Annotated in this window: 19 protein-coding genes and 1 riboswitch; of the genes, 11 read left to right on the top strand and 8 right to left on the bottom strand. The window is 60.9% G+C overall.

Features of this window, described 5'->3' with window-relative positions; all coding sequences use genetic code 11:
- Positions 1-15 precede the first annotated feature (15 nt).
- The 4 genes from ED661_RS04910 to ED661_RS04925 all read right to left on the bottom strand — a co-directional run bounded on the left by ED661_RS04910 (position 16) and on the right by ED661_RS04925 (position 3,420).
- Complete coding sequence (locus tag ED661_RS04910; RefSeq protein ID WP_122072830.1) at positions 16-1,002, bottom strand: type I glyceraldehyde-3-phosphate dehydrogenase; 987 nt, start codon at positions 1,000-1,002, stop codon at positions 16-18.
- A gap of 117 nt (positions 1,003-1,119) precedes the next feature.
- The gene (locus ED661_RS04915) at positions 1,120-1,488 is read right to left on the bottom strand and encodes a hypothetical protein (protein WP_122073329.1); all 369 of its coding nucleotides are present in this window, start codon (positions 1,486-1,488) and stop codon (positions 1,120-1,122) included.
- A 172-nt stretch (positions 1,489-1,660) separates the two neighbouring features.
- Positions 1,661-2,485, bottom strand: a complete 825-nt coding sequence (locus ED661_RS04920; protein WP_122072831.1) for a bifunctional allantoicase/(S)-ureidoglycine aminohydrolase — start codon at positions 2,483-2,485, stop codon at positions 1,661-1,663.
- A 158-nt stretch (positions 2,486-2,643) separates the two neighbouring features.
- Positions 2,644-3,420: an IclR family transcriptional regulator gene (locus tag ED661_RS04925; protein ID WP_122072832.1), complete on the bottom strand. Its 777-nt coding sequence runs from the start codon at positions 3,418-3,420 to the stop codon at positions 2,644-2,646.
- 164 nt (positions 3,421-3,584) lie between these two features.
- On the opposite strand from ED661_RS04925, the gene ED661_RS04930 reads away from it, so the two are divergent.
- The 5 genes from ED661_RS04930 to ED661_RS04950 all read left to right on the top strand — a co-directional run bounded on the left by ED661_RS04930 (position 3,585) and on the right by ED661_RS04950 (position 9,857).
- Positions 3,585-4,934, top strand: coding sequence for an aromatic ring-hydroxylating dioxygenase subunit alpha (locus ED661_RS04930; protein ID WP_122073330.1), 1,350 nt, complete (start codon positions 3,585-3,587; stop codon positions 4,932-4,934).
- A 153-nt stretch (positions 4,935-5,087) separates the two neighbouring features.
- Positions 5,088-6,548, top strand: a complete 1,461-nt coding sequence (locus ED661_RS04935) for a glutamine synthetase family protein (protein WP_122072833.1) — start codon at positions 5,088-5,090, stop codon at positions 6,546-6,548.
- 212 nt (positions 6,549-6,760) lie between these two features.
- Positions 6,761-6,842, top strand: a riboswitch (glycine riboswitch).
- Between the two features lie 163 nt (positions 6,843-7,005).
- Positions 7,006-7,365, top strand: coding sequence for a glycine cleavage system protein GcvH (gcvH, locus tag ED661_RS04940; RefSeq protein WP_122072834.1), 360 nt, complete (start codon positions 7,006-7,008; stop codon positions 7,363-7,365).
- A 160-nt stretch (positions 7,366-7,525) separates the two neighbouring features.
- On the top strand, positions 7,526-7,981 hold the full coding sequence (locus ED661_RS04945; protein WP_122072835.1) for an SgcJ/EcaC family oxidoreductase: 456 nt from the start codon (positions 7,526-7,528) through the stop codon (positions 7,979-7,981).
- Positions 7,982-8,123: 142 nt separating this feature from the next.
- The gene (locus tag ED661_RS04950) at positions 8,124-9,857 is read left to right on the top strand and encodes an amidohydrolase (RefSeq protein WP_122072836.1); all 1,734 of its coding nucleotides are present in this window, start codon (positions 8,124-8,126) and stop codon (positions 9,855-9,857) included.
- A gap of 193 nt (positions 9,858-10,050) precedes the next feature.
- Here the strand turns inward: ED661_RS04950 and ED661_RS04955 are convergent, their stop codons facing one another.
- Positions 10,051-10,398 carry a cupin domain-containing protein gene (locus tag ED661_RS04955; protein WP_122072837.1) on the bottom strand — a complete coding sequence of 116 codons (348 nt, stop codon included), beginning with the start codon at positions 10,396-10,398 and terminating at the stop codon, positions 10,051-10,053.
- A 51-nt stretch (positions 10,399-10,449) separates the two neighbouring features.
- Positions 10,450-11,385 (bottom strand): glyoxylate/hydroxypyruvate reductase A, encoded by a 936-nt coding sequence (locus ED661_RS04960; protein ID WP_122072838.1) that lies wholly within the window; start codon positions 11,383-11,385, stop codon positions 10,450-10,452.
- 123 nt (positions 11,386-11,508) lie between these two features.
- Here ED661_RS04960 and ED661_RS04965 point away from each other — a divergent pair, with 123 nt between their 5' ends.
- Together ED661_RS04965 and ED661_RS04970 are read left to right on the top strand one after the other, a co-directional pair.
- On the top strand, positions 11,509-12,744 hold the full coding sequence (locus ED661_RS04965) for an acyl-CoA dehydrogenase family protein (RefSeq protein ID WP_122072839.1): 1,236 nt from the start codon (positions 11,509-11,511) through the stop codon (positions 12,742-12,744).
- Positions 12,745-12,748: 4 nt separating this feature from the next.
- A complete protein-coding gene (locus ED661_RS04970; protein WP_122072840.1) occupies positions 12,749-13,555 on the top strand; it encodes a thioesterase family protein in 807 nt (268 codons plus the stop codon).
- Between the two features lie 35 nt (positions 13,556-13,590).
- Here ED661_RS04970 and ED661_RS04975 read toward each other — a convergent pair whose 3' ends face one another.
- Positions 13,591-14,022 (bottom strand): MarR family winged helix-turn-helix transcriptional regulator, encoded by a 432-nt coding sequence (locus ED661_RS04975; RefSeq protein ID WP_122072841.1) that lies wholly within the window; start codon positions 14,020-14,022, stop codon positions 13,591-13,593.
- Positions 14,023-14,107: 85 nt separating this feature from the next.
- Between ED661_RS04975 and ED661_RS04980 the strand changes: the two genes are divergently transcribed.
- Positions 14,108-14,551, top strand: a complete 444-nt coding sequence (locus tag ED661_RS04980; protein WP_122072842.1) for a hypothetical protein — start codon at positions 14,108-14,110, stop codon at positions 14,549-14,551.
- Between the two features lie 56 nt (positions 14,552-14,607).
- Here ED661_RS04980 and truA read toward each other — a convergent pair whose 3' ends face one another.
- A complete protein-coding gene (gene truA, locus ED661_RS04985; protein ID WP_122072843.1) occupies positions 14,608-15,384 on the bottom strand; it encodes a tRNA pseudouridine(38-40) synthase TruA in 777 nt (258 codons plus the stop codon).
- Between the two features lie 110 nt (positions 15,385-15,494).
- Between truA and ED661_RS04990 the strand changes: the two genes are divergently transcribed.
- From ED661_RS04990 to ED661_RS05000, 3 genes are read left to right on the top strand one after another with little or no spacing between them, the layout of a single operon-like run.
- The gene (locus ED661_RS04990) at positions 15,495-16,910 is read left to right on the top strand and encodes a YcjX family protein (RefSeq protein ID WP_122073332.1); all 1,416 of its coding nucleotides are present in this window, start codon (positions 15,495-15,497) and stop codon (positions 16,908-16,910) included.
- Positions 16,907-17,389, top strand: coding sequence for an N-acetyltransferase (locus tag ED661_RS04995; protein WP_254054772.1), 483 nt, complete (start codon positions 16,907-16,909; stop codon positions 17,387-17,389). The genes ED661_RS04990 and ED661_RS04995 overlap by 4 nt, the downstream gene beginning before the upstream one ends.
- Positions 17,386-18,414 carry a YcjF family protein gene (locus ED661_RS05000; protein ID WP_122072844.1) on the top strand — a complete coding sequence of 343 codons (1,029 nt, stop codon included), beginning with the start codon at positions 17,386-17,388 and terminating at the stop codon, positions 18,412-18,414. Before ED661_RS04995 ends, ED661_RS05000 begins: the two co-directional genes overlap by 4 nt.
- Positions 18,415-18,941 lie beyond the last annotated feature (527 nt).

The raw sequence follows: 18,941 nt of genomic DNA on the forward strand, positions 1-18,941 counted from the left end.
GCTGGCTCCGGAGTCTTAGCGATCGGTCATCAGGCGGGCGACGTCCAGCATGCGCGCCGAAAAACCCCATTCATTGTCATACCAGCCAAAGACCCGGACCTGTTGTTCGCCAACAAATCGAATTTCGGGTGCTGCGAGCACCAGAGATTCTGGGCGCGCTCGCAGGTCTGACGAGACCAGCGGCATCTCGGTCCAGCCCAGCACTTCGGCTGCCTCGGCTCCGGCCTTTAGGGCAATGCTAAATTGGGTCTCATCCATCGGGGTTTGCAGCCGTGCCACCAGATCCACGGCCGAGACACTGGCAGTTGGCACCCGCACAGCGGCGCCGCTTATGCGCCCTTTCAGATGTGGCAGAACTTCGTCAATCAGATGCGTGGCGGAACTGGTCGTTGGGACCATCGACAGGGCACCAGCGCGTGAACGGGCAAAATCGCCACGCGGCGCATCCACCATGGGTTGCGAGTTGGTGTAGCAATGGATGGTGGTCATATGGGCGCTGTCAATACCGCCGATCTCATCCACCAGTTTAACCAGCGGTGCCAGCCCATTGGTGGTACAGGAGGCGTTGGAGACAATCCGCGCCGCTCCCAACTGATCTTCATTGGCGCCATAGACCACCGTTAGCTCGGCGGCGGGCGAGGGACCTGAGATCAGGACCTTACTGGCCCCCGCCGCCAGGCCGCGCTGGGCCACATCCGAGCTGCGGGCAATGCCTGTGCAATCCAGCACCACGTCAACGCCAGAAAGATCGACCCGGGTCAGATCGGCCTCATGGTGCATCGGGATCGCCCGTTCCAGAACTCTGAGCTGGCCCTCCCCATGGGTTACCGCATGTGGGAAGGGGCCAAAGGTGCTATCATATTGAAACAGATAGGCACACATCTCCAAGGGGGCGATGTCATTGATCAGGGTGATCTCGACCCCCTCGCCGCGCGTCGTGGTGAGGATCTGGCGCAGAATCGCGCGGCCGATACGGCCAAACCCGTTGATAGCAATTTTCATGAGCGCAACTCTCCAGCGGTCCGGTTTGCCCTGCAAGGGGCGGCGCCCGGGATCTGTTCAGTGGATATGCTCTGGCTGACCAAATTCAGATCAGCGCGGGCGGTGATTTTGATGGTGTTACTTTCGAGGGCAGATCAGGCTGGCAAAGTAGGTGCCGGTGATGTCCCGATAGAGGGTGTCGAGGTTGGCGCTGCACCCGGTTGCATGTCGAAAAGCCCGCACGGCCTGCCGGGCGCTGAGCACCGCAGGAGGGCGTTCGGGCAGCAACTCGACGTTGAGCCGGGTGGCGTGATAAAACCCAGGCGCCTCTGCCGCCGGAGCCACAACCCAAGTGCGCCCCAGAACCGTGACCTGTTTGGCGGCTTCTGCCTCCTTGGCCGCAGTGGCCATGGGCATCAGGGCGCAGGTCAGCAAAAGGCACAGGGCAGCCGTCAGCTTTGCGGGCTGTTTTGAGGACAGGTTTGAGGACAGGGGACTGGTGATCATCACAAAAGCTCCGACAGTCAAAAGCACATGCGGCCAGCCTAGCGTCGCATCGAGGCTTTGCAATGGGCTTCTCCGCCAGCAGCCGCAAAGAATGCGGCAACTGAGGTGATTTGACGAGAAAGTGCTGACTGTAGTTTGTGTTTCTGCCGTCAAACTCGGAAGGACAATTGGTCTACAGGTCCAGCGGCATGTGGCGGTTTACATCTTTGTACAGCAAATAACGGAAGGGACCCGGCCCGGCGGCATAGCAGGCCTGCGGGCAGAAGGCGCGCAGCCACATAAAGTCCCCGGATTCGACCTCGACCCAATCCTTGTTCAGCAGATAGACCGCTTTGCCCTCAAGCACGTAGAGCCCGTGCTCCATCACATGGGTTTCTTCAAAGGGGATGACGCCACCGGGCTGGAAGGTGACGATGGTGACATGCATGTCGTGGGACATGTCCTCGGGATCCATAAAACGGGTGGTGGCCCAGCGTCCTTCGGTGTCGGGCATGGCATTGGGGGTGATGTCCTGCTCGTTGCAGGTAAAGGCCTGGGGTTTGTCGACACCGGGGGCCTCTTGCCAGCGTTTACGGATCCAGTGAAAGCTGGCGCTGGCCGGGCTGTGGTTGTGCAGGGTCCAATCACAGCCTGCAGGCAGATAGGCAAAACTGCCAGAGGTGAGGCTATGCACTGTGCCCTCAATGGTCAGCTGCACTGTGCCTTCGGTGACAAACAGACTGCCCTGGGCAGCTGCATCGCTTTCGGGGCTGTCTGAGCCGCCACCGGGTTGGAGCTCCACGATATACTGCGAGAAAGTCTCGGAAAATCCGGTCATGGGTCGGGCGATGACCCACATGCGCATGCCCTGCCAACCCGGCAGGAAGGAGGTGGTGATATCGCGCATGGTCCCCCCTGGCAGCACCGCATAGGCCTCGGTGAAAACCGCGCGCCCGGTGAGCAGCTGATCCTGGCCGGGAAGGCCGCCTTTGGGGGTGAAGTAGCTGCTTTGGCTCATGTTGCGTCCCTATTACTCGGTATCGCCTGCCAAAGGGGCAGGCCAAGGGCAATATGCGCCTCTCCCGGCACCTCTCCAAGCGGCACCGCGCTGATAACTACCTTCGTGTTTTTTTGAAAACGCTCTCGACGGGGACTGCCGGGAGGGACCCGGGGAGGTTAGAGATCGTCCACCGCATTGGTCTGGCGCAACTCAGCGGCGCAGACCTGCAGCCCCTGTAACAGCTCTTCGGCTTTGTGGTCATTTGTCAGACCGCCGGGGGCAGAGCTGCCCAGAACCACCGGTGTTTTTCCAGGCCGGGACAGCGGCACTGCATAGCCAATGATGCCGGGTTCGAATTCGCTGTTGGTCACACAGTAGCCAAGGCTGCGGGCCTCTGCGATCTGTTGCAAAATCGCGTCCCGGGACAGCAGCGACTGTTCCGTGTGGCGCGGGATTTCCGAAGTTTCCAGCAGGGCGGCGGCTTCATCCTGGGGCAGGCAGGCCATGAGCATCCTGCCAAGGCTGGTGTGAACCAGCGGGATATGGGCGCCAGCGGTGAAGCCATAGGTGACCGCTCCGCGCTCCGTCGTAGATTGCGCTAGCAGCAGTACGCGACCCTGATCCAAAATCGCCAGGCTGAGTTCGGTTTCCAGTTTGCGGGCATGTTGGTTCAGCACCGGTTGAACCCGGCGGCCAAACTGATTGGCCTGCAAAAAACCGCCGGCTAGGGCCAGAACTCTGGGAGTGAGCGACAGCATGCGCCCCTGTTGGCGCAGATAGCCGGCCTGAACCAGCGTCAGCGCGCCGCGTCGCGCTGTGGCACGATCTTGATTCGTGCGTCGGGCGATCTCAGCAAGTGTCATGCTCGGCGTGGCTGCATCAAACACGGCCAGTACGGATAACCCTTTGGCAAAGCTGGAGGAAATATTTCGATCTTGGTTGGGTTTGGTCATGAATTCGCCGTCTGTCAAAATTGAAAATAGTTTAGTGACCTTGACAATGGCCGGAACGCACAACAAAAATTGATCGTATTAACAAACATAAGTGCGTTTATCGAACTGTGTCAATGGCGCGAATGCGCGCACCCCGGTTTGAATTGCCAAAGAAAGAGCCAGCTATGATCAGCCAGGAATTGAACGACAGTCTTACCCGTGTTGGCAAAGGCAGCGATGCCGGAGAGGTGTTGCGACGGTATTGGCAACCTGCAGCGCTGTTGGATGAGCTGGAGGGCGGCCGCCCGGTGGTGCCGGTGCGTCTGCTGGGTGAGGATCTGGTGTTGTTTCGCGACAGCGAGGGGGAACTGGGGTTGATCGGGCGCCATTGCCCGCATCGCGGCGCAGATATGTGTTTTGGCCGTCTCGAGGACAATGGGCTGCGCTGCCCCTTTCATGGCTGGCATTTCAACCGCGCCGGCCAATGTGTTGAACAGCCCGGTGAACCCGAAGGCAGCCGGATGCATGAGCAGATCCAAAGCACCGCCTATCCGGTGGTGGAAAAGAACGGCATCATCTGGGCCTATATGGGGCCGGGCGAGCCGCCCGAATTCCCGGCGCTTGATTGTTTTCGCGCCCCCACCAGCCATGTCTTTGCCTTCAAAGGCCTGTGGGAGTGCAACTGGCTGCAGGCGATGGAGGTGGGGATCGACCCGGCCCATGCGTCCTTTTTGCACCGTTTCCTGCAGGACGAAGACCCGGCAGAGGCCTATGGCAAGCAATTCCGTGACACCGCCGGCAATACCGAAATCCCGATGACCAAGCTGCTGCGCGATTTCCCCCGTCCTGAGATCACCGCGGAAGAGGCAGACCATGGGCTCAAGATCACCGCGCTGCGGGATTTGGGCGATGGGCGTACACATGTGCGGATCACCAACCAGATCTTTCCCGAGGCAATCTGCATTCCGATGTCGCGCGAGATGACCATCACCCAGTGGCATGTGCCGATTGATGATGAAAACTGCTATTGGTATTCCATGTTTACCAGCTTTGATCAGCCGGTGAACAAGGAGCTGATGCGCGAACAGCGTCTGAAAGAGCACCGCCTGCCGGACTATGCGCCGTTGAAAGGTCGCCACAACAACTATGGTTTTGACCCCAAGGAGCAGGAACGCGAGACCTATACCGGCATGGGGCTGGACATCAATGTGCATGACCAATGGGCGGTGGAAAGCATGGGCGCCATTCAGGACCGCACCCAGGAACATCTGGGCAAGACCGATGTCGCCATTATCCGCTACCGCCGCCAGCTGCGCGCCGCGATTGCTTCAGTCAAGGAAGGGCGCGAACAGGATCTGCCGATGTGGGGTGATCTGGATCTCGCCACCGTCTTTGGTCCGATTTCCAATGATTCCATCGCCCAGGAGGGTGATTGGGGCCGGGCGGCGCAGCAGGCCGACCATGAACGGCGGGGGGGCTGCTCCTGGGATGCAAGCGTTGCGACTGACAAGACCTTGGATGACGCGTCCACCTGACAAAGCGATGTGAACAGCAATACCCAGCGTTACCCTACGGCAGATCGGGGGATCTGCCCGAGGCGGAGGCGCTATTGGTAGTGACCTGGAGGCAGCACAGCGGCAGGATGCCACCAGCGCGGACTGGTGTTGGCAGAGGAAGAATAAGACGCAATGACATATGATCTGGCAACAGGGCGATTGGCGCGCATGGGTCTGCTCGACTCCGAAGCGCTGCACCAGGCAGGCGAGGTTCTTGAGGCGGCAAAATCGGCGGGGATTGAAACCCTTAGGGTGCTCTTTGCCGATCAGCACGGCATTCTAAGGGGTAAAACCCTGGTGGTGGATGCCTTTGCAGGGCTGTTTCGCTCCGGGCTCAATGTGCCCTCGACGCTACTGCTGAAAGACACCTCGCACCGTACGGCCTTTGCGGTCTGGGAGGGCGAACAGGGCGGTGACGTGGATGACTTTGTGCCGATGCGCGGGGCGGGGGATGTGCTGCTGGTGCCACGACCCGAGACATTTCGGGTGCTGCCCTGGTCGCCGCATTCCGCCTGGATCCTTTGTGATCCGGTGCAGACTGATGGCAGCCCCATCAGCTTTTCTTCAACACAGGTCCTGCGCCGCGCCACCGCCGATCTGGATGCGCAGGGGCTGGAGGCGATTTTTGGTCTGGAGGTCGAGTTTCAGATCTTTGAACGGCTGGACCCGGCGCTGGAGCATTGGCAGGGCGCCATGCCCGGCGCGCCGGTGGCAACCCGCAATCTGACCCAGGGCCATCAGTTTCTGACCGAAAGCCGCTATAGCGACTGCGAGGCGGTGCTGGATGACCTCCGACGCAATGCGCAAGGATTGGGCTTGCAGGTGCGCTCGGTTGAGATCGAGATGGGGCCCAGTCAGTTTGAATTCACCTTTGCGCCGCTACCCGCGCTGCAGCAGGCCGATGCCATGGTGATGTTCCGCACCATGGTCAAAGAAGTCTGTTCCCGCGCCGGGTTGCACGCCAGTTTCATGGCCAAACCGCGGTTGGAAAACGCCATGGCCAATGGCTGGCATCTGCATCAGTCGCTGGTGGAGCGCAGCTCTGGGCGCAACCTGTTTGAACCCGAGGCCGATGGCAGCCTGAGTGCGCAGGCCTCTGGCTGGATTGCTGGGTTGCTGACCCACGCGGCGGAGTGTTCGCTGATGATCGCACCAACGGTGAACAGCTATAAACGCTATCTGCCCTATCAACTGGCGCCGGACCGTATTCAGTGGGGCTGGGACAATCGTGGCGCCATGCTGCGTGCCTTGATGCAGCCCGGTGATGCCGCCTCGCGCATCGAAAACCGCGCGCCGGACAGCTCTGCCAATCCCTATTATGCCATAGCGGCGCAAGTGCTTGCGGGGGCTGCCGGGATGGCGGCGGGGCTACAGGCACCAGCGCCAACCTCCTCGCCATATGATGTCGGTGCCGCACGTCTGCCGCGCTCGCTGGGGCAAGCATTGGAAGGGTTTGTTGGCTCTGATCTTTTTACCGCCACATTGGGGGGCGAGTTCACCAGCTACATGGCGCAGCTGAAACGATTTGAATGGGACCGCTACCTCAATACCGTCAGCGAGTGGGAACAGGCGGAGTATTTCAACCTGTTCTGAATTGGCTTGCATGCGGTTCGAGATCGGGATGGGCAAAAGCGACAAACCCAGGCGCGATTGCGCCTTGAACGCCTGTGGTGGCGCTGGTATTTGTGGACCTGTGTATACGGGAGAACCGTCGCTGTGGAATTGGGCCTTTGCCCGGTCACGCAAGCCCGGTGCCGAAGGAGCAACCGCCCCGGAAACTCTCAGGCAACAGGGACCTTATACGCGCTAAAGACTCTGGAGAGAGCCTGGGGGACCTCAGGCCGCCGAAGGGATAACGATCTCAGGCATCGGGACAGAGGGGGCATCGAACCACGCGGGCGAGAAACCTGCGCGGGGATGCCGGAATGACTTGACCAGATCCGACTGATCAAGCCGGCCCCAGTTTTCGGCTCCTGGTCGGGGTGCCGGAAGGCCAGATTTAACCACCGGACCCACGGCGTGCCGGGGCAAGCAATACGGGATGAGAGCGATGAAATTTACTGAAGAACACGAATGGCTGGACGTGGACGGCGATATTGTGACCGTGGGCATCACCGCCCATGCTGCCGAACAGCTGGGCGATGTGGTCTTTGTTGAACTGCCCGAGGTTGGTGACGAATTTGCCATGGATGATGAGATCGTGGTGATTGAATCGGTCAAGGCTGCCTCTGATATCCTGTCGCCACTGGACGGCGAAGTGGTTGAGGTCAACGCGGCCCTGACCGAGGCCCCTGGCAAGGTGAACGACGACCCACAGGGCGATGCCTGGTTCTTCAAGCTCAAGGTCGAAGATATGTCGCCCATGGACGACTATATGGAAGAAGCCGCCTATAAGGCCTTCATCGAATAAGATTCTCATCCCGCTGCAGGAAGACTACACGCCGAGGCGGAGGAGTAATCGCAGGTACAGATTGAGTTAAATTGGACGGGCCCTGTGGGGCCCGTTCTCGTTTGTTTGTCTCTGCTTTGTAGGCGTTGTGAACCAGCGCCGGACTTGGCATACTTTTGGTATGAGATTGCCCCAAACTCCCGAAGAGATCCCCGCGCAGTTTGCGGCTGCCTGGATGGCCCGCGACGCAGAGGCGCTGGCGGCGCTGTTTGTGGAGGATGCGGATTTTGTCAATGTGGTCGGGCTGTGGTGGCACAACCGGGCGGATATTCAACGCGCCCATGCCTATGGGCTGCGGGTGATCTTTGATCAAAGCAGCCTGCGGGCTGGCGGCATCAGGGTCCGCAGCTTGGGAGAGTCATATGCCATTGTGCATTGCCGCTGGCATCTTACCGGTCAACGCGATCCGGCGGGGGAATTGCTGGGAGAGCGTACTGCGGTGATGGTCTTTGTGGCAGAACACAGGCCCTTGGGCTGGCAGGTTGTTACCGCGCAGAATACCGATGTGATCCCCGGTTCTGAAACCCTGGGAATAGGGTCTGATGGCGTTGAGACGCTGAATTATCAGAAACGGTAAGACACCACCGGTGCGCTTTGAGCGCAAGGGGTGTATTGCCCGGCTAAACTCCCGTTTAATTTGTGACCTTGCGTGACGTCAGCCTTGTTTGGAATCGACGCGGCTCCAATCCTGCCGGACAAATGCCGGGGAGGGCTGCGCGATGAAAGGGTTGGGTCGGATATTCAAGGGAATCCTGCTGCTGGCTCTGCTGGCGACGGGTTTGGTCTGGTACCTCTTGCGGCCAGAACGGGTGCCAAGCCAGCTGATCCTCACCGGCGGGGAGATCATCCCCATGAGCGGAGCGGCAGCGACACCGGGCCCGGAGGCCATTTTGATTGAGGATGGCGTCATCTCCGCAATCGGATCGCTGGCTGAGCTGCAAGAGAGCGGTGCCAGTCAGTTTGATCTGGGGGGAAAGGTGCTGACACCGGGCTTCATCGAACCGCATACCCATCCCATTGCCACGGCGCTGCTGGGGGCGGTGGTGGATGTCAGTGGCTTTAACCACAACAATCGCGCCGAGGTGATGCAGACGCTGGAGCGGGCGGCAGATGGCAGGGCGCTCACCCCCTGGCTGGTGGCCTATGGCTGGGATCCGGTGGCGATTTCGGATCTTACGGCTCCGACCCTGGCAGAGCTGGACGCCCTCGCACCGGATCGCCCCTTGGTGGTGATCACCCAGATGCTGCATGAGGTCTTTGCCAATAGCGCCGCCATGCAGGCCTCAGGTATCTCCCTGTCTGCCCCCAAAGACGGCGAGCCCCATGGCGTCATCCGCGACGCAACAGGGCATGCCACCGGGGCCTTTCGCGAGTTGCAGGCCGTGAACGCGGTGCTTGGCGCCATGCCCTCGGCGGATCCGGCGCTGATCGAGCTTTTGGTGCGCCGCGCATACACCGCCTATGCCAAGGCAGGGTATACCACGATTGGCATCACCGGAGCGGTTGGCAAACATCCCGACCCGGTTGGGTTGCTGCGCCATATCGGCGCCACGGAGGCGCCGCTGCGGGCCTATCTCTATCTGTTACCCCATCAGGGCAAGACGCTGGGCGGCACTGATGATTTCCGGGTGCTGGGCACCAAATACTGGATGGATGGCTCACCCTTTACCGGCGGAGCCGCCTTTGCCGATGCCTATGAGCACAGCGACCTCACCTCGGAGCGCATGCATATCCCGCATGGGCATCTGGGGCCGGTGAACCATGAGATCGGCGATTTCAACGCCAAGGTGGCGGCACTCCAGGCAGAGGGGCATCAGATTGCGGTGCATGGTCAGGGCGAACGCGCCATTGACCGGATCCTTGATGCTTTTGAAGCCGCAGGCCCGAACCCCGGCCTGCCGCATCGGCTGGAGCATAACGCCTTGATCACGACGGCGCAGATCGCGCGGGCCAAGGCGCTGGGCATCAGCCTTGGATTTTTTGTGGATCATATCCACTACTACGGGGACGCCCTGCCGGATATCGTTGGAACCCGGGCTGATCGCTATATGCCGGTGGGGGCTGCAATGCGCGCCGGGGTGGTGACGACATTGCATGGTGACCACCCGGCCTCTCCGATTGATGCATTGCGGACCCTGCGCACGGCGGTGGATCGCAGGTCAGTTTCGGGCCAGACAATCACCGCAGCGGATCAGGCAATCAGTCGCTATGAGGCCCTATCGGCGATGACAGTGCAGGCGGCTCAGCAGCTGGGGCAGGGGGAGTTGATCGGCTCGATCGAAGTGGGGAAACGCGCGGATTTCACCCTGTTTGAGGGCAATCCACTGACCAGCGACTGGGGGGACCTGTCGGTGGCAGGAACCTGGAAGCAGGGGCAGCCTGCTCATATCGGGCTGACCAGCTGGCTGCGCATTGGGCCGGCCTGGGCCGCCGCAAAATCGCTGGTGTTTTGACCCAAGCAGACCGCGGATTCCGCTGTCGGCGGATGAGCAATTGAATATTTGAGGAAAGATGATGGAGGGCACCCTCTGGCCCTGTCACCTTTCCAATAAATATTCACGGTGCAGGGTGGCAACCGGGGTGGTGCTGCTGGGAGGCAGGGGCCTGGACACAGGCTCCCCCCCAAATTCCAATGACAGGCAGTGGTCAGAGCTTGATCACATAGTCCTTCATAGTGGTCTCGATCACTTCCCAGATGCCTTCAAAGCCGGGGCGGATCAGAAAGCTGTCGCCCTCTTTCAGCACTTGTTCGCTGCCATCCGCGCCTTTCAGTATCGAATGCCCTTTGCGGATGCGGCAGTACTCCCATTCTTCGTAGCTGACGCGCCAGGCACCGGGGGTGGATTGCCAGATCCCGGCATAAAGCCCATCGGCCTCGCGCTCTTCAAAATCCCAGGTGGTGAAAACAGGGTCTCCCGAGACCAGTTTTTCTGGGGCAGGGCGGTCGGTGGTGGGAGTGAGGGTCGATGGATCAAGGGGTTGGAAGAGGTCCATGGGGATCTTTCGTGTTTTGGAGTTTTGAGCTGTTAGGAGGGAGGGGCACCCTCAGTAGCCACGGGCGCGGTCCACTGCGTGTAGCAGGTCTTCTCCGGTGCTGAGGCGGCGGAAGTTTTCAACGACATCCGCCAGGGCTTCGCCCAGGTGCCAGCCCGAGACATGTGGCGTGATAGTCACTTGGGGGTGGGACCAGAGCGGATCCGTCGCGGGCAGCGGTTCAGTGCAGAGCACATCCAGCACCGCATGGCCCAGGTGGCCGCGATCCAGATCGGCAATCAGTGCGGGTTCATCCACCAGATCCCCACGGCCCGCATTAATGAATGTGGCGCCGGGCTTTATCGCGGCCAAGGTCTGCGCATTGATCAACCCCCGGGTCTCTTCGGTGGCAGGCAGAATGGCGCAGATGTAATCGCAGATGCCCAGCATCGGCTCCAGCGCCGCCGCGCCGTGGTGGCAGGTGACACCCTCCATGTCCTTGGCAGAGCGGCTCCAGCCGTGGACCTCGAACCCGAGATCCCGCATCAGCCGGGCGGTTTCGCCGCCGATATGACCCATGCCCAGCACCCCGACCCGGGTCTTGTGGTTCTGCTTTGGTTCGAGCGATTCCCATGCGGCGCGGGACTGGCTTTCGGCATGGGCGGCAACGTTGCGCTGCCCCATCAGCACATAGGTGAGGCAGTATTGGGCAATCTCTCGGGCGGGCTCCAGCGGTTTGAGCCGGGTCACCTGCACATGCGGGGCCAGGGCTGGGTGGGCGACGATGGTTTCCACCCCGGCGCCAAGTTTTTGCACCAGGGCGAGATTGGGCAATTGCGCAGGCAGATCGGCGGCAAGACCCGAGACCGCCAGCATGGTGATCTCAGCCATATCGCCGGGCGCCTCCAGGGTGCGAATATCCGCCCCAGGCATCAGGGCGCGCAGCTCGTCCGCCAGTTCCGTGTCGCTATACCAACCGTTGTGACCAATATTGACCAATAGCGCCATGTCGTTCCCCTCCGTCTATTTTCCTTTGTCAGCCAATGACGTCCCGTCATTGCGCTGGACAGTTGTCGCGCGACTAAGCCATGGTTTTTGCAAAAGGGAAAGCGCACTGGAGGAGAATGTAGGATGGACATGAATTTTGGCATGCGGGCCGAGAACCGCAAGCTGCTGGAGCGGGTTGCCGCTATGGTGCGCGATGAGATCATGCCGCTGGAGGCCGAGTATCAGGCGGAGATCGGCAAAGAAGATCGCTGGCAGTATACTGCCCGTCAGGCCGAGATCCTGGAAGGGTTGAAAGCCAAGGCCAAGAGCGAGGGGCTGTGGAATTTCTGGCTCACCGACAGCGACAAGGGCTTTGGGCTGTCGACTGTTGAATACGCTTATTTTGCAGAGGAAATGGGCAAGACGCCGCTGGGGGCCGAGGTGTTCAACTGCGCCGCACCCGATACTGGAAATATGGAAGTCTTTGAACGCTACGGCACGCAGAAGATGAAAGAAGAGTGGCTGGCGCCGCTGCTCGAGGGCAAGATCCGCTCCGCCTATCTGATGACCGAACCCGATGTGGCCTCCTCTGATGCGACCAATGTCTCGATGGCCTGTGTACGCGACGGCGATGACTATGTGCTGAATGGCGAGAAATGGTGGGCCTCGGGGGCGGGGGATCCGCGCTGCAAGGTCTATATCGTTATGGTGAAAACTGGCGGTGAGGAGCAGTCCAAGCACCAGCGCCAGTCCATGATTGTGGTGCCCGCCGACACGCCGGGTATCGAAGTGCTGCGTCCCATGGAGGTCTATGGTCACGACGATGCGCCTCATGGCCATATGCATATCCGCTTTACAAATGTGCGGGTGCCTGCGGAAAATATCCTGCTGGGCGAAGGCCGCGGTTTTGAAATCGCCCAGGGTCGCCTTGGGCCTGGACGGATTCACCACTGCATGCGGGCCATTGGTCAGGCCGAAAGCGCTTTGGAGCAGATGTGCAAACGCGCGCTGCAGCGCGAGGCCTTTGGCAAGAAACTGGCGCATCTGGGCGCCAATTACGACATCGTTGCCGAATGCCGCATGGAGATCGAAATGGCGCGTCTTCTGTGCCTGAAGGCGGCCTGGTACATGGATCAGGGCGATGGCCGTGCTGCGGCACCCTGGATCAGCCAGATCAAGGTGGTTGCGCCGCGGGTTGCACTCAAGGTGATCGATGAGGCGGTGCAGATGTTTGGCGGTCAGGGCGTCAGCCAGGACACACCACTGGCGATTGCCTGGACCCATGTGCGTACCCTGCGTCTCGCCGATGGTCCCGATGCGGTGCACCGTCGTCAGGTGGCCCGGGTCGAGCTGAAGAAATACACCCAGGAAAAGGTCTGATCCGATGACCTCCAAGGCCCTCACCGCGCCGCCCTTTTTCTCGCAGAACGCCGATGGGGTGTTTGTGGGCAATGACCCGGCGCGCGGGCCTTGGTCCCTGGATCACTGTCACGCTGGGCCGGTCACTGGTCTGGCTGCCCGCGCTGCCGAATTAGAAGTCGGCGCCGAAAAGATGCTCTGTCGTTTGACGCTGGATATCCTGCGCCCACTGCCTCTGGCAGGGCTGCGGGTTGCAGCGGAAACCACGCGCCACAGCCGGACGCTGGCCACCACACAGATCACTGTGCATGATCTTGAAGAAACCCTGTGCGCGCTGGGCACCTCGATGCATCTGGTGCGCAAGGATCTGGGCGCGGTGCCAACCGCCGCGGTGACGCCTTTGAACCGGGCAGAGGCCGAGCCGGGCCCCTTTTCCATTGGGGCTGGGCTGCATGATAGGCCCTATTTTGGCCAGTTTCTGGATGTGGCCTATCCACCGGAATTCGGGCTGAATCCCGGACCCAAAACCCTGTGGATGCGCACAACCACCCTGCTGGAAGGGGAAGAGCAATCGCCGATCCAGTCGCTCTGCGCGCTGGCGGATTGTGGCAATGGCATCTCCTGGAATGCTCGCCCCAGCGAGATGGGTTTCATGAATACCGATCTCACCCTCAATGTGCACCGCGAACCGATTGGCGACTGGCATGCCTCAGAGTCGATTTCGCATTGGCACAGCACCGGCATTGGCATGTCGCAATCGGTTTTGCAGGATGAGCAAGGTCCGGTGGCAACCGCCCTACAGACGCTGGTTTTACATCCTCCCAAGGGCTGACTTCTCATCTCGCGGGTGCCGCAGAGAGGTCGGAGTTACTGGTCGCGGGCTTGGCGAATGATCCGGTGCATAAACTCCATGAATTGCGCCTGCTCGGCATCGCTCAGGGCAGAAAGGGACGCATTGTTTACTGCGGTTGCGGCTTGATAGGCTTGGGGGCGGATGCTTTTTGCAGCCTCGGTTAGCCAGATCTGCTGGGTCCTGGCATCAGCGGGATTTTTTGTGCGCTTGATTAACCCATCCCGCTCCATACGGTTGAGAGTATTGGCCAGGGTGGCCTGCTCGATATCCAGCTTGGCCAGCAAATCCCGCTGCGACACGCCGTCTTTCTGCCACAGCTCCAGTAGGATCGGGAATTGCCCGATGACAATTCCCAAGGGAGTTATGCGCTCCTGTAGCCCCTTGGCGAACAGCCGGGCCATGTGATTGACGAGATATCCCGCCGAGGTGTCTTTGTTGAAATCCATGTCGGAACCCTAGGCTTGCATAGCGTGCTATTCAATATTATATAGCTTGCTATATTAATTCACCGATCACCCAAGGAGATCCAAGATGCTGAAGAAAATTCATCCTATAGCAGGCGTCATCGGCTTTTTAACGATTCTGACATTTTGGAGCTCCACAGTGCTGAGCGAGCTTTTTTCAACTCCCGAAGGTATTGCCGCAGTAAAGGCGATGATCCTGAAGGGAATGTTCGTGCTGATTCCGGCGATGATTATAGTCGGAGCTTCTGGTATGAAACTGGGCGCGCGGCGCAAGGACGCCCCAGCACGTGCCAAGAAAAAGCGCATGCCAGCTATTGCCATCAATGGTCTGGTCATCTTGCTGCCAGCGGCAATTTTCCTCGAATCCCGTGCCAGCGCAGGGCAGTTTGATACGAGTTTTTTTATGGTGCAATTCATCGAGTTGATCGCCGGAGCGACAAACCTGATACTAATGGGGCTTAGCATTCGGGATGGCCGCAAAATGACCGAGCATCGGCGCCGATCAGTTTGAAAGGCCCCTGCCAGTCTAGTTGCCATTTCGCGGTGGATCAGGCCAGTTCAGCCCTCTCAGCGGGAGATGGCGAAGGGGTCCACAGGATAACCCACCCGCGCCAGATAGAGCCCATGACCGGGGCAGACCGGACCGCAGGCGGCGCGGTCTTTTGCCTCCAGTGCGGATTTAACATCCTCTGGCGCCCAGGCGCCGGCGCCAACGCGCTCCAGCGTACCGACAAAGCTGCGCACCTGATTGTGTAAAAAGGAGCGCGCCCGCACATGGAAATGCACCTCGGGACCTGACAGGCCCGAGACGCGTTCAATGCGCAGCTCATCCAGAGTTTTCTGCGGGCTTTGCGCCTGACAGATCGACGAGCGGAAGGTGGTGAAATCATGGTTTCCCAGCAGGTGGTTGGCCCCCTGCTGCATGGCCTCGACATCCAGATCGTTTTTTACCTGCCAGACCTGACCGGCGTCATGAGTGGCGGGCGCACGGCGCACCAGGATGCGGAACAGATACTGTCGCTCGATGGCCGAAAACCGTGCATGCCACTCTGGGTCAACCTCGGCGCAGTCGACAATCGCCACCGGCAGGGGTTTCAACTGGAAATTCAGCGCCTCAGATAGGCGAAAGGGCGTCCAGGGTTTTTGCAGATCACAATGGGCCACCTGTCCCAGCCCATGCACCCCGGTATCGGTGCGACCGGCGGCGGCAATGGTATGGGGGCCGGGCTCCAGCCGCGCCAGCGCATCTTCGATCGCGCCCTGAACCGAGGGTTGATCTTTCTGCCGCTGCCATCCGGCAAAGGGCTTTCCGTGATATTCAACTTTGAGAGCAAAACGAGGCATGGGCGGGCAAGTAACCCGGCAACAGGGCTGAGGCAAGTGTTCAGGCGCACTGGAAACCCCCAGAGGTGCTGCCTATCTTGAGGCGAGACAAACAATAGCAGGTGAGCCGGGTGGTATTATCGACATTGACCGAGGGTGCCGCACGCGGGCTGGATACGCTCGGCAGCACCGTGTCCTCACGGTTTTTTGAACCCACGCTGCGACTTGGCGTCACCGGATTGGCGCGGGCCGGTAAGACGGTGTTTATCACCTCGCTGGTGGCCAACCTGTTGAACCGGGGCCGGATGCTGCAGCTGGAGGCTGCCCGCACCGGGCGTATCGACAGCGCTTATCTGCAGCCGCAACCCGATGATACCGTGCCACGTTTTGCCTATGAGGACCACCTGGCAGCCCTCACCGGTCCGCAGCCCCATTGGCCCGCCAGCACCCGCGCGGTGTCCGAGCTGCGCCTGAGTCTCACTCTGCGTCCCTCCGGTCTGCTGTCTGGGTTTCAAGGCCCCCGGCGGCTGCATCTGGACATTGTTGACTATCCCGGCGAATGGCTGCTGGATCTGGCGCTGCTGGACAAATCCTACAGCCAATGGTCCGCCGAGGTGCTGGCCCGGCTGCCCGCCCGCGAGGCGGCGCAGGATTTCCTGCAGGTGCTGACAACTGTTGCCGCTAACGACCCCCATGATGAGCCACAGGCGCAGATGCTGGCGGCGGAATTCACCGCCTATCTGAACGCGGCGCGTCAGGCCGGGTTTTATGACTGCTCGCCGGGACGCTTCCTGCTGCCCGGCGACCTGGAGGGTTCTCCGGTGCTGACCTTCGGCCCCTTGCCACCAGCAGACGCCGCGCCGCGCCGCAGCTTGTGGCGCGAGATGGAGCGCCGCTATGAAGCCTATAAATCCAAGGTGGTGCAGCCCTTCTTTCGCGATCACTTCACCCGGATCGACCGTCAGGTGGTACTGGTGGATGCGCTCAGCGCCATTCATTCCGGCCCGCAGGCGGTGGAGGATCTGCGTCTGGCCATGGGGGATGTGCTTTCGGCCTTTCGTCCCGGCCGCAATGGTTTTTTGACCTCGCTTTTGCGCGGCAAGCGGGTTGAGAAAATCCTCTTTGCCTCCACCAAGGCCGACCACCTGCATCACCAGCAACACGGCGAGATGACCGCCATCATCGAAGCGCTGACCAGCGATGCGCGTGACCGTGCCCAGTTTGCAGGCGCCGAAACCGCCGCCCTGGCGCTGGCCTCTTTGCGCGCCACCACCGAAGAGATGCGCCCGCACAATGGGGTCGAGCTGGCCTGTGTGCGCGGGCGGCTGTTGGAGACGGGGAAACAGGCGGCCTTTTACCCCGGTGCCCTGCCGCAGGACCCGGCGCAATTGCTGTCGCCGGCCCGTCAGGGGGCGACCCGCTGGCTGGAGGGCGACTACAGGGCGATGCAGTTCGCCCCTGCAGCGCTGAGCCTGAAACCCGGCGATGGTCCGCCGCATATCCGGTTGGACCGGGCCGCAGAATTTCTGATCGGAGACGCCCTGTGAGTTGCTCGCTGCGGCCTGCCAATGCTCTGGATGCGGGCACCACAGGCTGGATCCTGCACCGCTTTGCACTGGATACGCCCTGGATGCCGGTGCTGCATTCCGAGGTCGAGGCGATTTCTTTTTGCGGTGTGATGATTGACCGGGGCTGGGTCACCGTCGCCGAGCAGGAGGGGCGCGTCCGGGGGTTTCTGGCCCGCGATAGGGCCGAGATCTGCAGCCTGTACCTGGCGCCGAACTGCTGTGGGCAGGGCCTTGGCCGGGCACTGCTGCAACAGGCCAAGGCCGCGCAGCCGCAGCTCTGGCTGCAGGCCTTTGTGGCCAATACCGGGGCGCGCCGTTTTTACCAGCGCGAGGGGTTTGAGGAAGTTGATCGCTCAGACGGTAGCGGCAACGAAGAGGGCTTGCCGGATGTCCGGATGGTCTGGCAGCAGGCCGAGGAAACCCCCCAACGATCTAGCCCGCAGGAGGCACAGAGATGAGCCAGAAACCAGTTGTGTTTGACCTGGACCAGGATGAGGTCGATCAGGCGCCTGATGTGGCAGCCGCTCCGCCGGTGCCGGACCCACAGCCAGTTCTGGCAGAGCTGGCATCTCCGGCGGCGATGGAACAGGCGGCGCGTCTGGCTGCACGGCCCCCCTCACGGCTGGCGCGATGGTTCTGGGGGCTGGTTCTGGCTTTGCTGGGCACCGTTGTCTCCCTCGCAGCCTGGGATTTTGCCGTTGGTCTCATTGCGCGGCTGCCACTCCTGGGCTGGGCGGTCAGTGCCGGGCTGGTGCTGGCGCTGCTCCTGGCCCTGGTGATGCTGCTGCGCGAGCTGGCGGCACTGGCCCGGTTGAAACGGGTGGATGGGTTGCGGCAGGAGGCTGTGCAGGCCGGTACAGATCTGGCAACGGCCAAGGCGCATGTTGCCAAGCTGGAGAGCTTTTATGCGGGACGCCCGGATATGGCCTGGCAATTGGCGCGGTTCACCGAGCGCCGGGAGGGGGTTCTGGACGCGGATGCATTGCTGATGCTGGCCGAAGAAGAGCTGCTGCTGCCACTGGATGCCCGCGCCCTTAAGGAGGTCGAGGCTGCCGCCCGTCAGGTTGCGACGGTGACGGCATTGGTGCCCCTGGCCCTCGCTGATGTGGCCGTCGCATTGCTGGCCTCAGTCCGGATGATCCGGCAGGTGGCGCAGATCTATGGCGGGCGTTCAGGGCTGTTCAGCTCCTGGCGTCTGACCCGTGCGGTACTGGCGCATCTGGCGGCGACAGGCGCGGTTGCGGCGGGGGATGATATCTTGGAATCCGTCCTTGGTGGCTCGGTCCTGTCCAAACTGTCGCGCCGCTTTGGCGAAGGCGTGGTGAACGGCGCCCTGTCAGCGCGCGTCGGCATTGCCGCGATGGAGGTCTGCCGTCCTATGCCCTTCACGCCAGCGCATCGCCCTGCGACCCGTCGGGTGATCAAAGGCGCCTTGGCTGGGCTGTTTCGCCGCGATCAAGCCTCGGGAGCAAAGAGCTCCTGATTTGGCGAGGCAAAACTCGGACAAGGCGGGGTAACAGATGATCTCTGCTGGGTGAGGTATTGATTTCTCATCAGTTTCTTTCACGGCCTTGGCGGCGGCTGAGGCGGTGTGGATATCGGCAGTTCATTGGGGCAAGCCCGCTCCCAATCGCACCCAAAAGCCCTAGCAAGTGAGAGCGCGCCTTGTGGGTAACCCTGTGTGCAGGCTTGTGTGTAAGCCTGTGGGAGGGGATGTGGGTAAACTGAAACCATATGGTTTCAGTACGATGCGCCCCTCCGTTAAGCGGTTGATGGCTACAGTACAGCTCTGGTTCTGCTGCACTTCAGCGATTGCTGAGGTCGCAGGATTTGCGCCTCGCCACAAGACTGAGCAGCCTACAACGCTAAGCGAAGCAGCCGGATAAGGGCAAGCTGGCCATAGGCTGGGGGAGAGAAGACGCAGTTTGGGTTCTCCACAAGCGGAATGGGGTTTTCCACAGAGGGGAAGAGGTTATGCACAGCGGAGGCAAATTCCGCAGGGCCTCACTA

The organism is Pseudophaeobacter sp. EL27 (assembly GCF_900313025.1).
Taxonomy (GTDB): domain Bacteria; phylum Pseudomonadota; class Alphaproteobacteria; order Rhodobacterales; family Rhodobacteraceae; genus Pseudophaeobacter.

What these genes read in the sequence shown, in the direction of transcription:
- ED661_RS04935 (WP_122072833.1), top strand. Translation starts at nt 5,088, where the DNA reads ATGACATATGATCTGGCAACAGGGCGATTGGCGCGCATGGGTCTGCTC.
- ED661_RS04980 (WP_122072842.1), top strand. Translation starts at nt 14,108, where the DNA reads ATGCTGAAGAAAATTCATCCTATAGCAGGCGTCATCGGCTTTTTAACG.
- ED661_RS04910 (WP_122072830.1), bottom strand. Translation starts at nt 1,002, where the DNA reads ATGAAAATTGCTATCAACGGGTTTGGCCGTATCGGCCGCGCGATTCTG.
- gcvH (WP_122072834.1), top strand. Translation starts at nt 7,006, where the DNA reads ATGAAATTTACTGAAGAACACGAATGGCTGGACGTGGACGGCGATATT.
- ED661_RS04950 (WP_122072836.1), top strand. Translation starts at nt 8,124, where the DNA reads ATGAAAGGGTTGGGTCGGATATTCAAGGGAATCCTGCTGCTGGCTCTG.
- ED661_RS04925 (WP_122072832.1), bottom strand. Translation starts at nt 3,420, where the DNA reads ATGACCAAACCCAACCAAGATCGAAATATTTCCTCCAGCTTTGCCAAA.
- ED661_RS04975 (WP_122072841.1), bottom strand. Translation starts at nt 14,022, where the DNA reads ATGGATTTCAACAAAGACACCTCGGCGGGATATCTCGTCAATCACATG.
- ED661_RS04970 (WP_122072840.1), top strand. Translation starts at nt 12,749, where the DNA reads ATGACCTCCAAGGCCCTCACCGCGCCGCCCTTTTTCTCGCAGAACGCC.
- ED661_RS05000 (WP_122072844.1), top strand. Translation starts at nt 17,386, where the DNA reads ATGAGCCAGAAACCAGTTGTGTTTGACCTGGACCAGGATGAGGTCGAT.
- truA (WP_122072843.1), bottom strand. Translation starts at nt 15,384, where the DNA reads ATGCCTCGTTTTGCTCTCAAAGTTGAATATCACGGAAAGCCCTTTGCC.
- ED661_RS04915 (WP_122073329.1), bottom strand. Translation starts at nt 1,488, where the DNA reads ATGATCACCAGTCCCCTGTCCTCAAACCTGTCCTCAAAACAGCCCGCA.
- ED661_RS04960 (WP_122072838.1), bottom strand. Translation starts at nt 11,385, where the DNA reads ATGGCGCTATTGGTCAATATTGGTCACAACGGTTGGTATAGCGACACG.
- ED661_RS04965 (WP_122072839.1), top strand. Translation starts at nt 11,509, where the DNA reads ATGGACATGAATTTTGGCATGCGGGCCGAGAACCGCAAGCTGCTGGAG.
- ED661_RS04945 (WP_122072835.1), top strand. Translation starts at nt 7,526, where the DNA reads ATGAGATTGCCCCAAACTCCCGAAGAGATCCCCGCGCAGTTTGCGGCT.
- ED661_RS04920 (WP_122072831.1), bottom strand. Translation starts at nt 2,485, where the DNA reads ATGAGCCAAAGCAGCTACTTCACCCCCAAAGGCGGCCTTCCCGGCCAG.
- ED661_RS04955 (WP_122072837.1), bottom strand. Translation starts at nt 10,398, where the DNA reads ATGGACCTCTTCCAACCCCTTGATCCATCGACCCTCACTCCCACCACC.
- ED661_RS04930 (WP_122073330.1), top strand. Translation starts at nt 3,585, where the DNA reads ATGATCAGCCAGGAATTGAACGACAGTCTTACCCGTGTTGGCAAAGGC.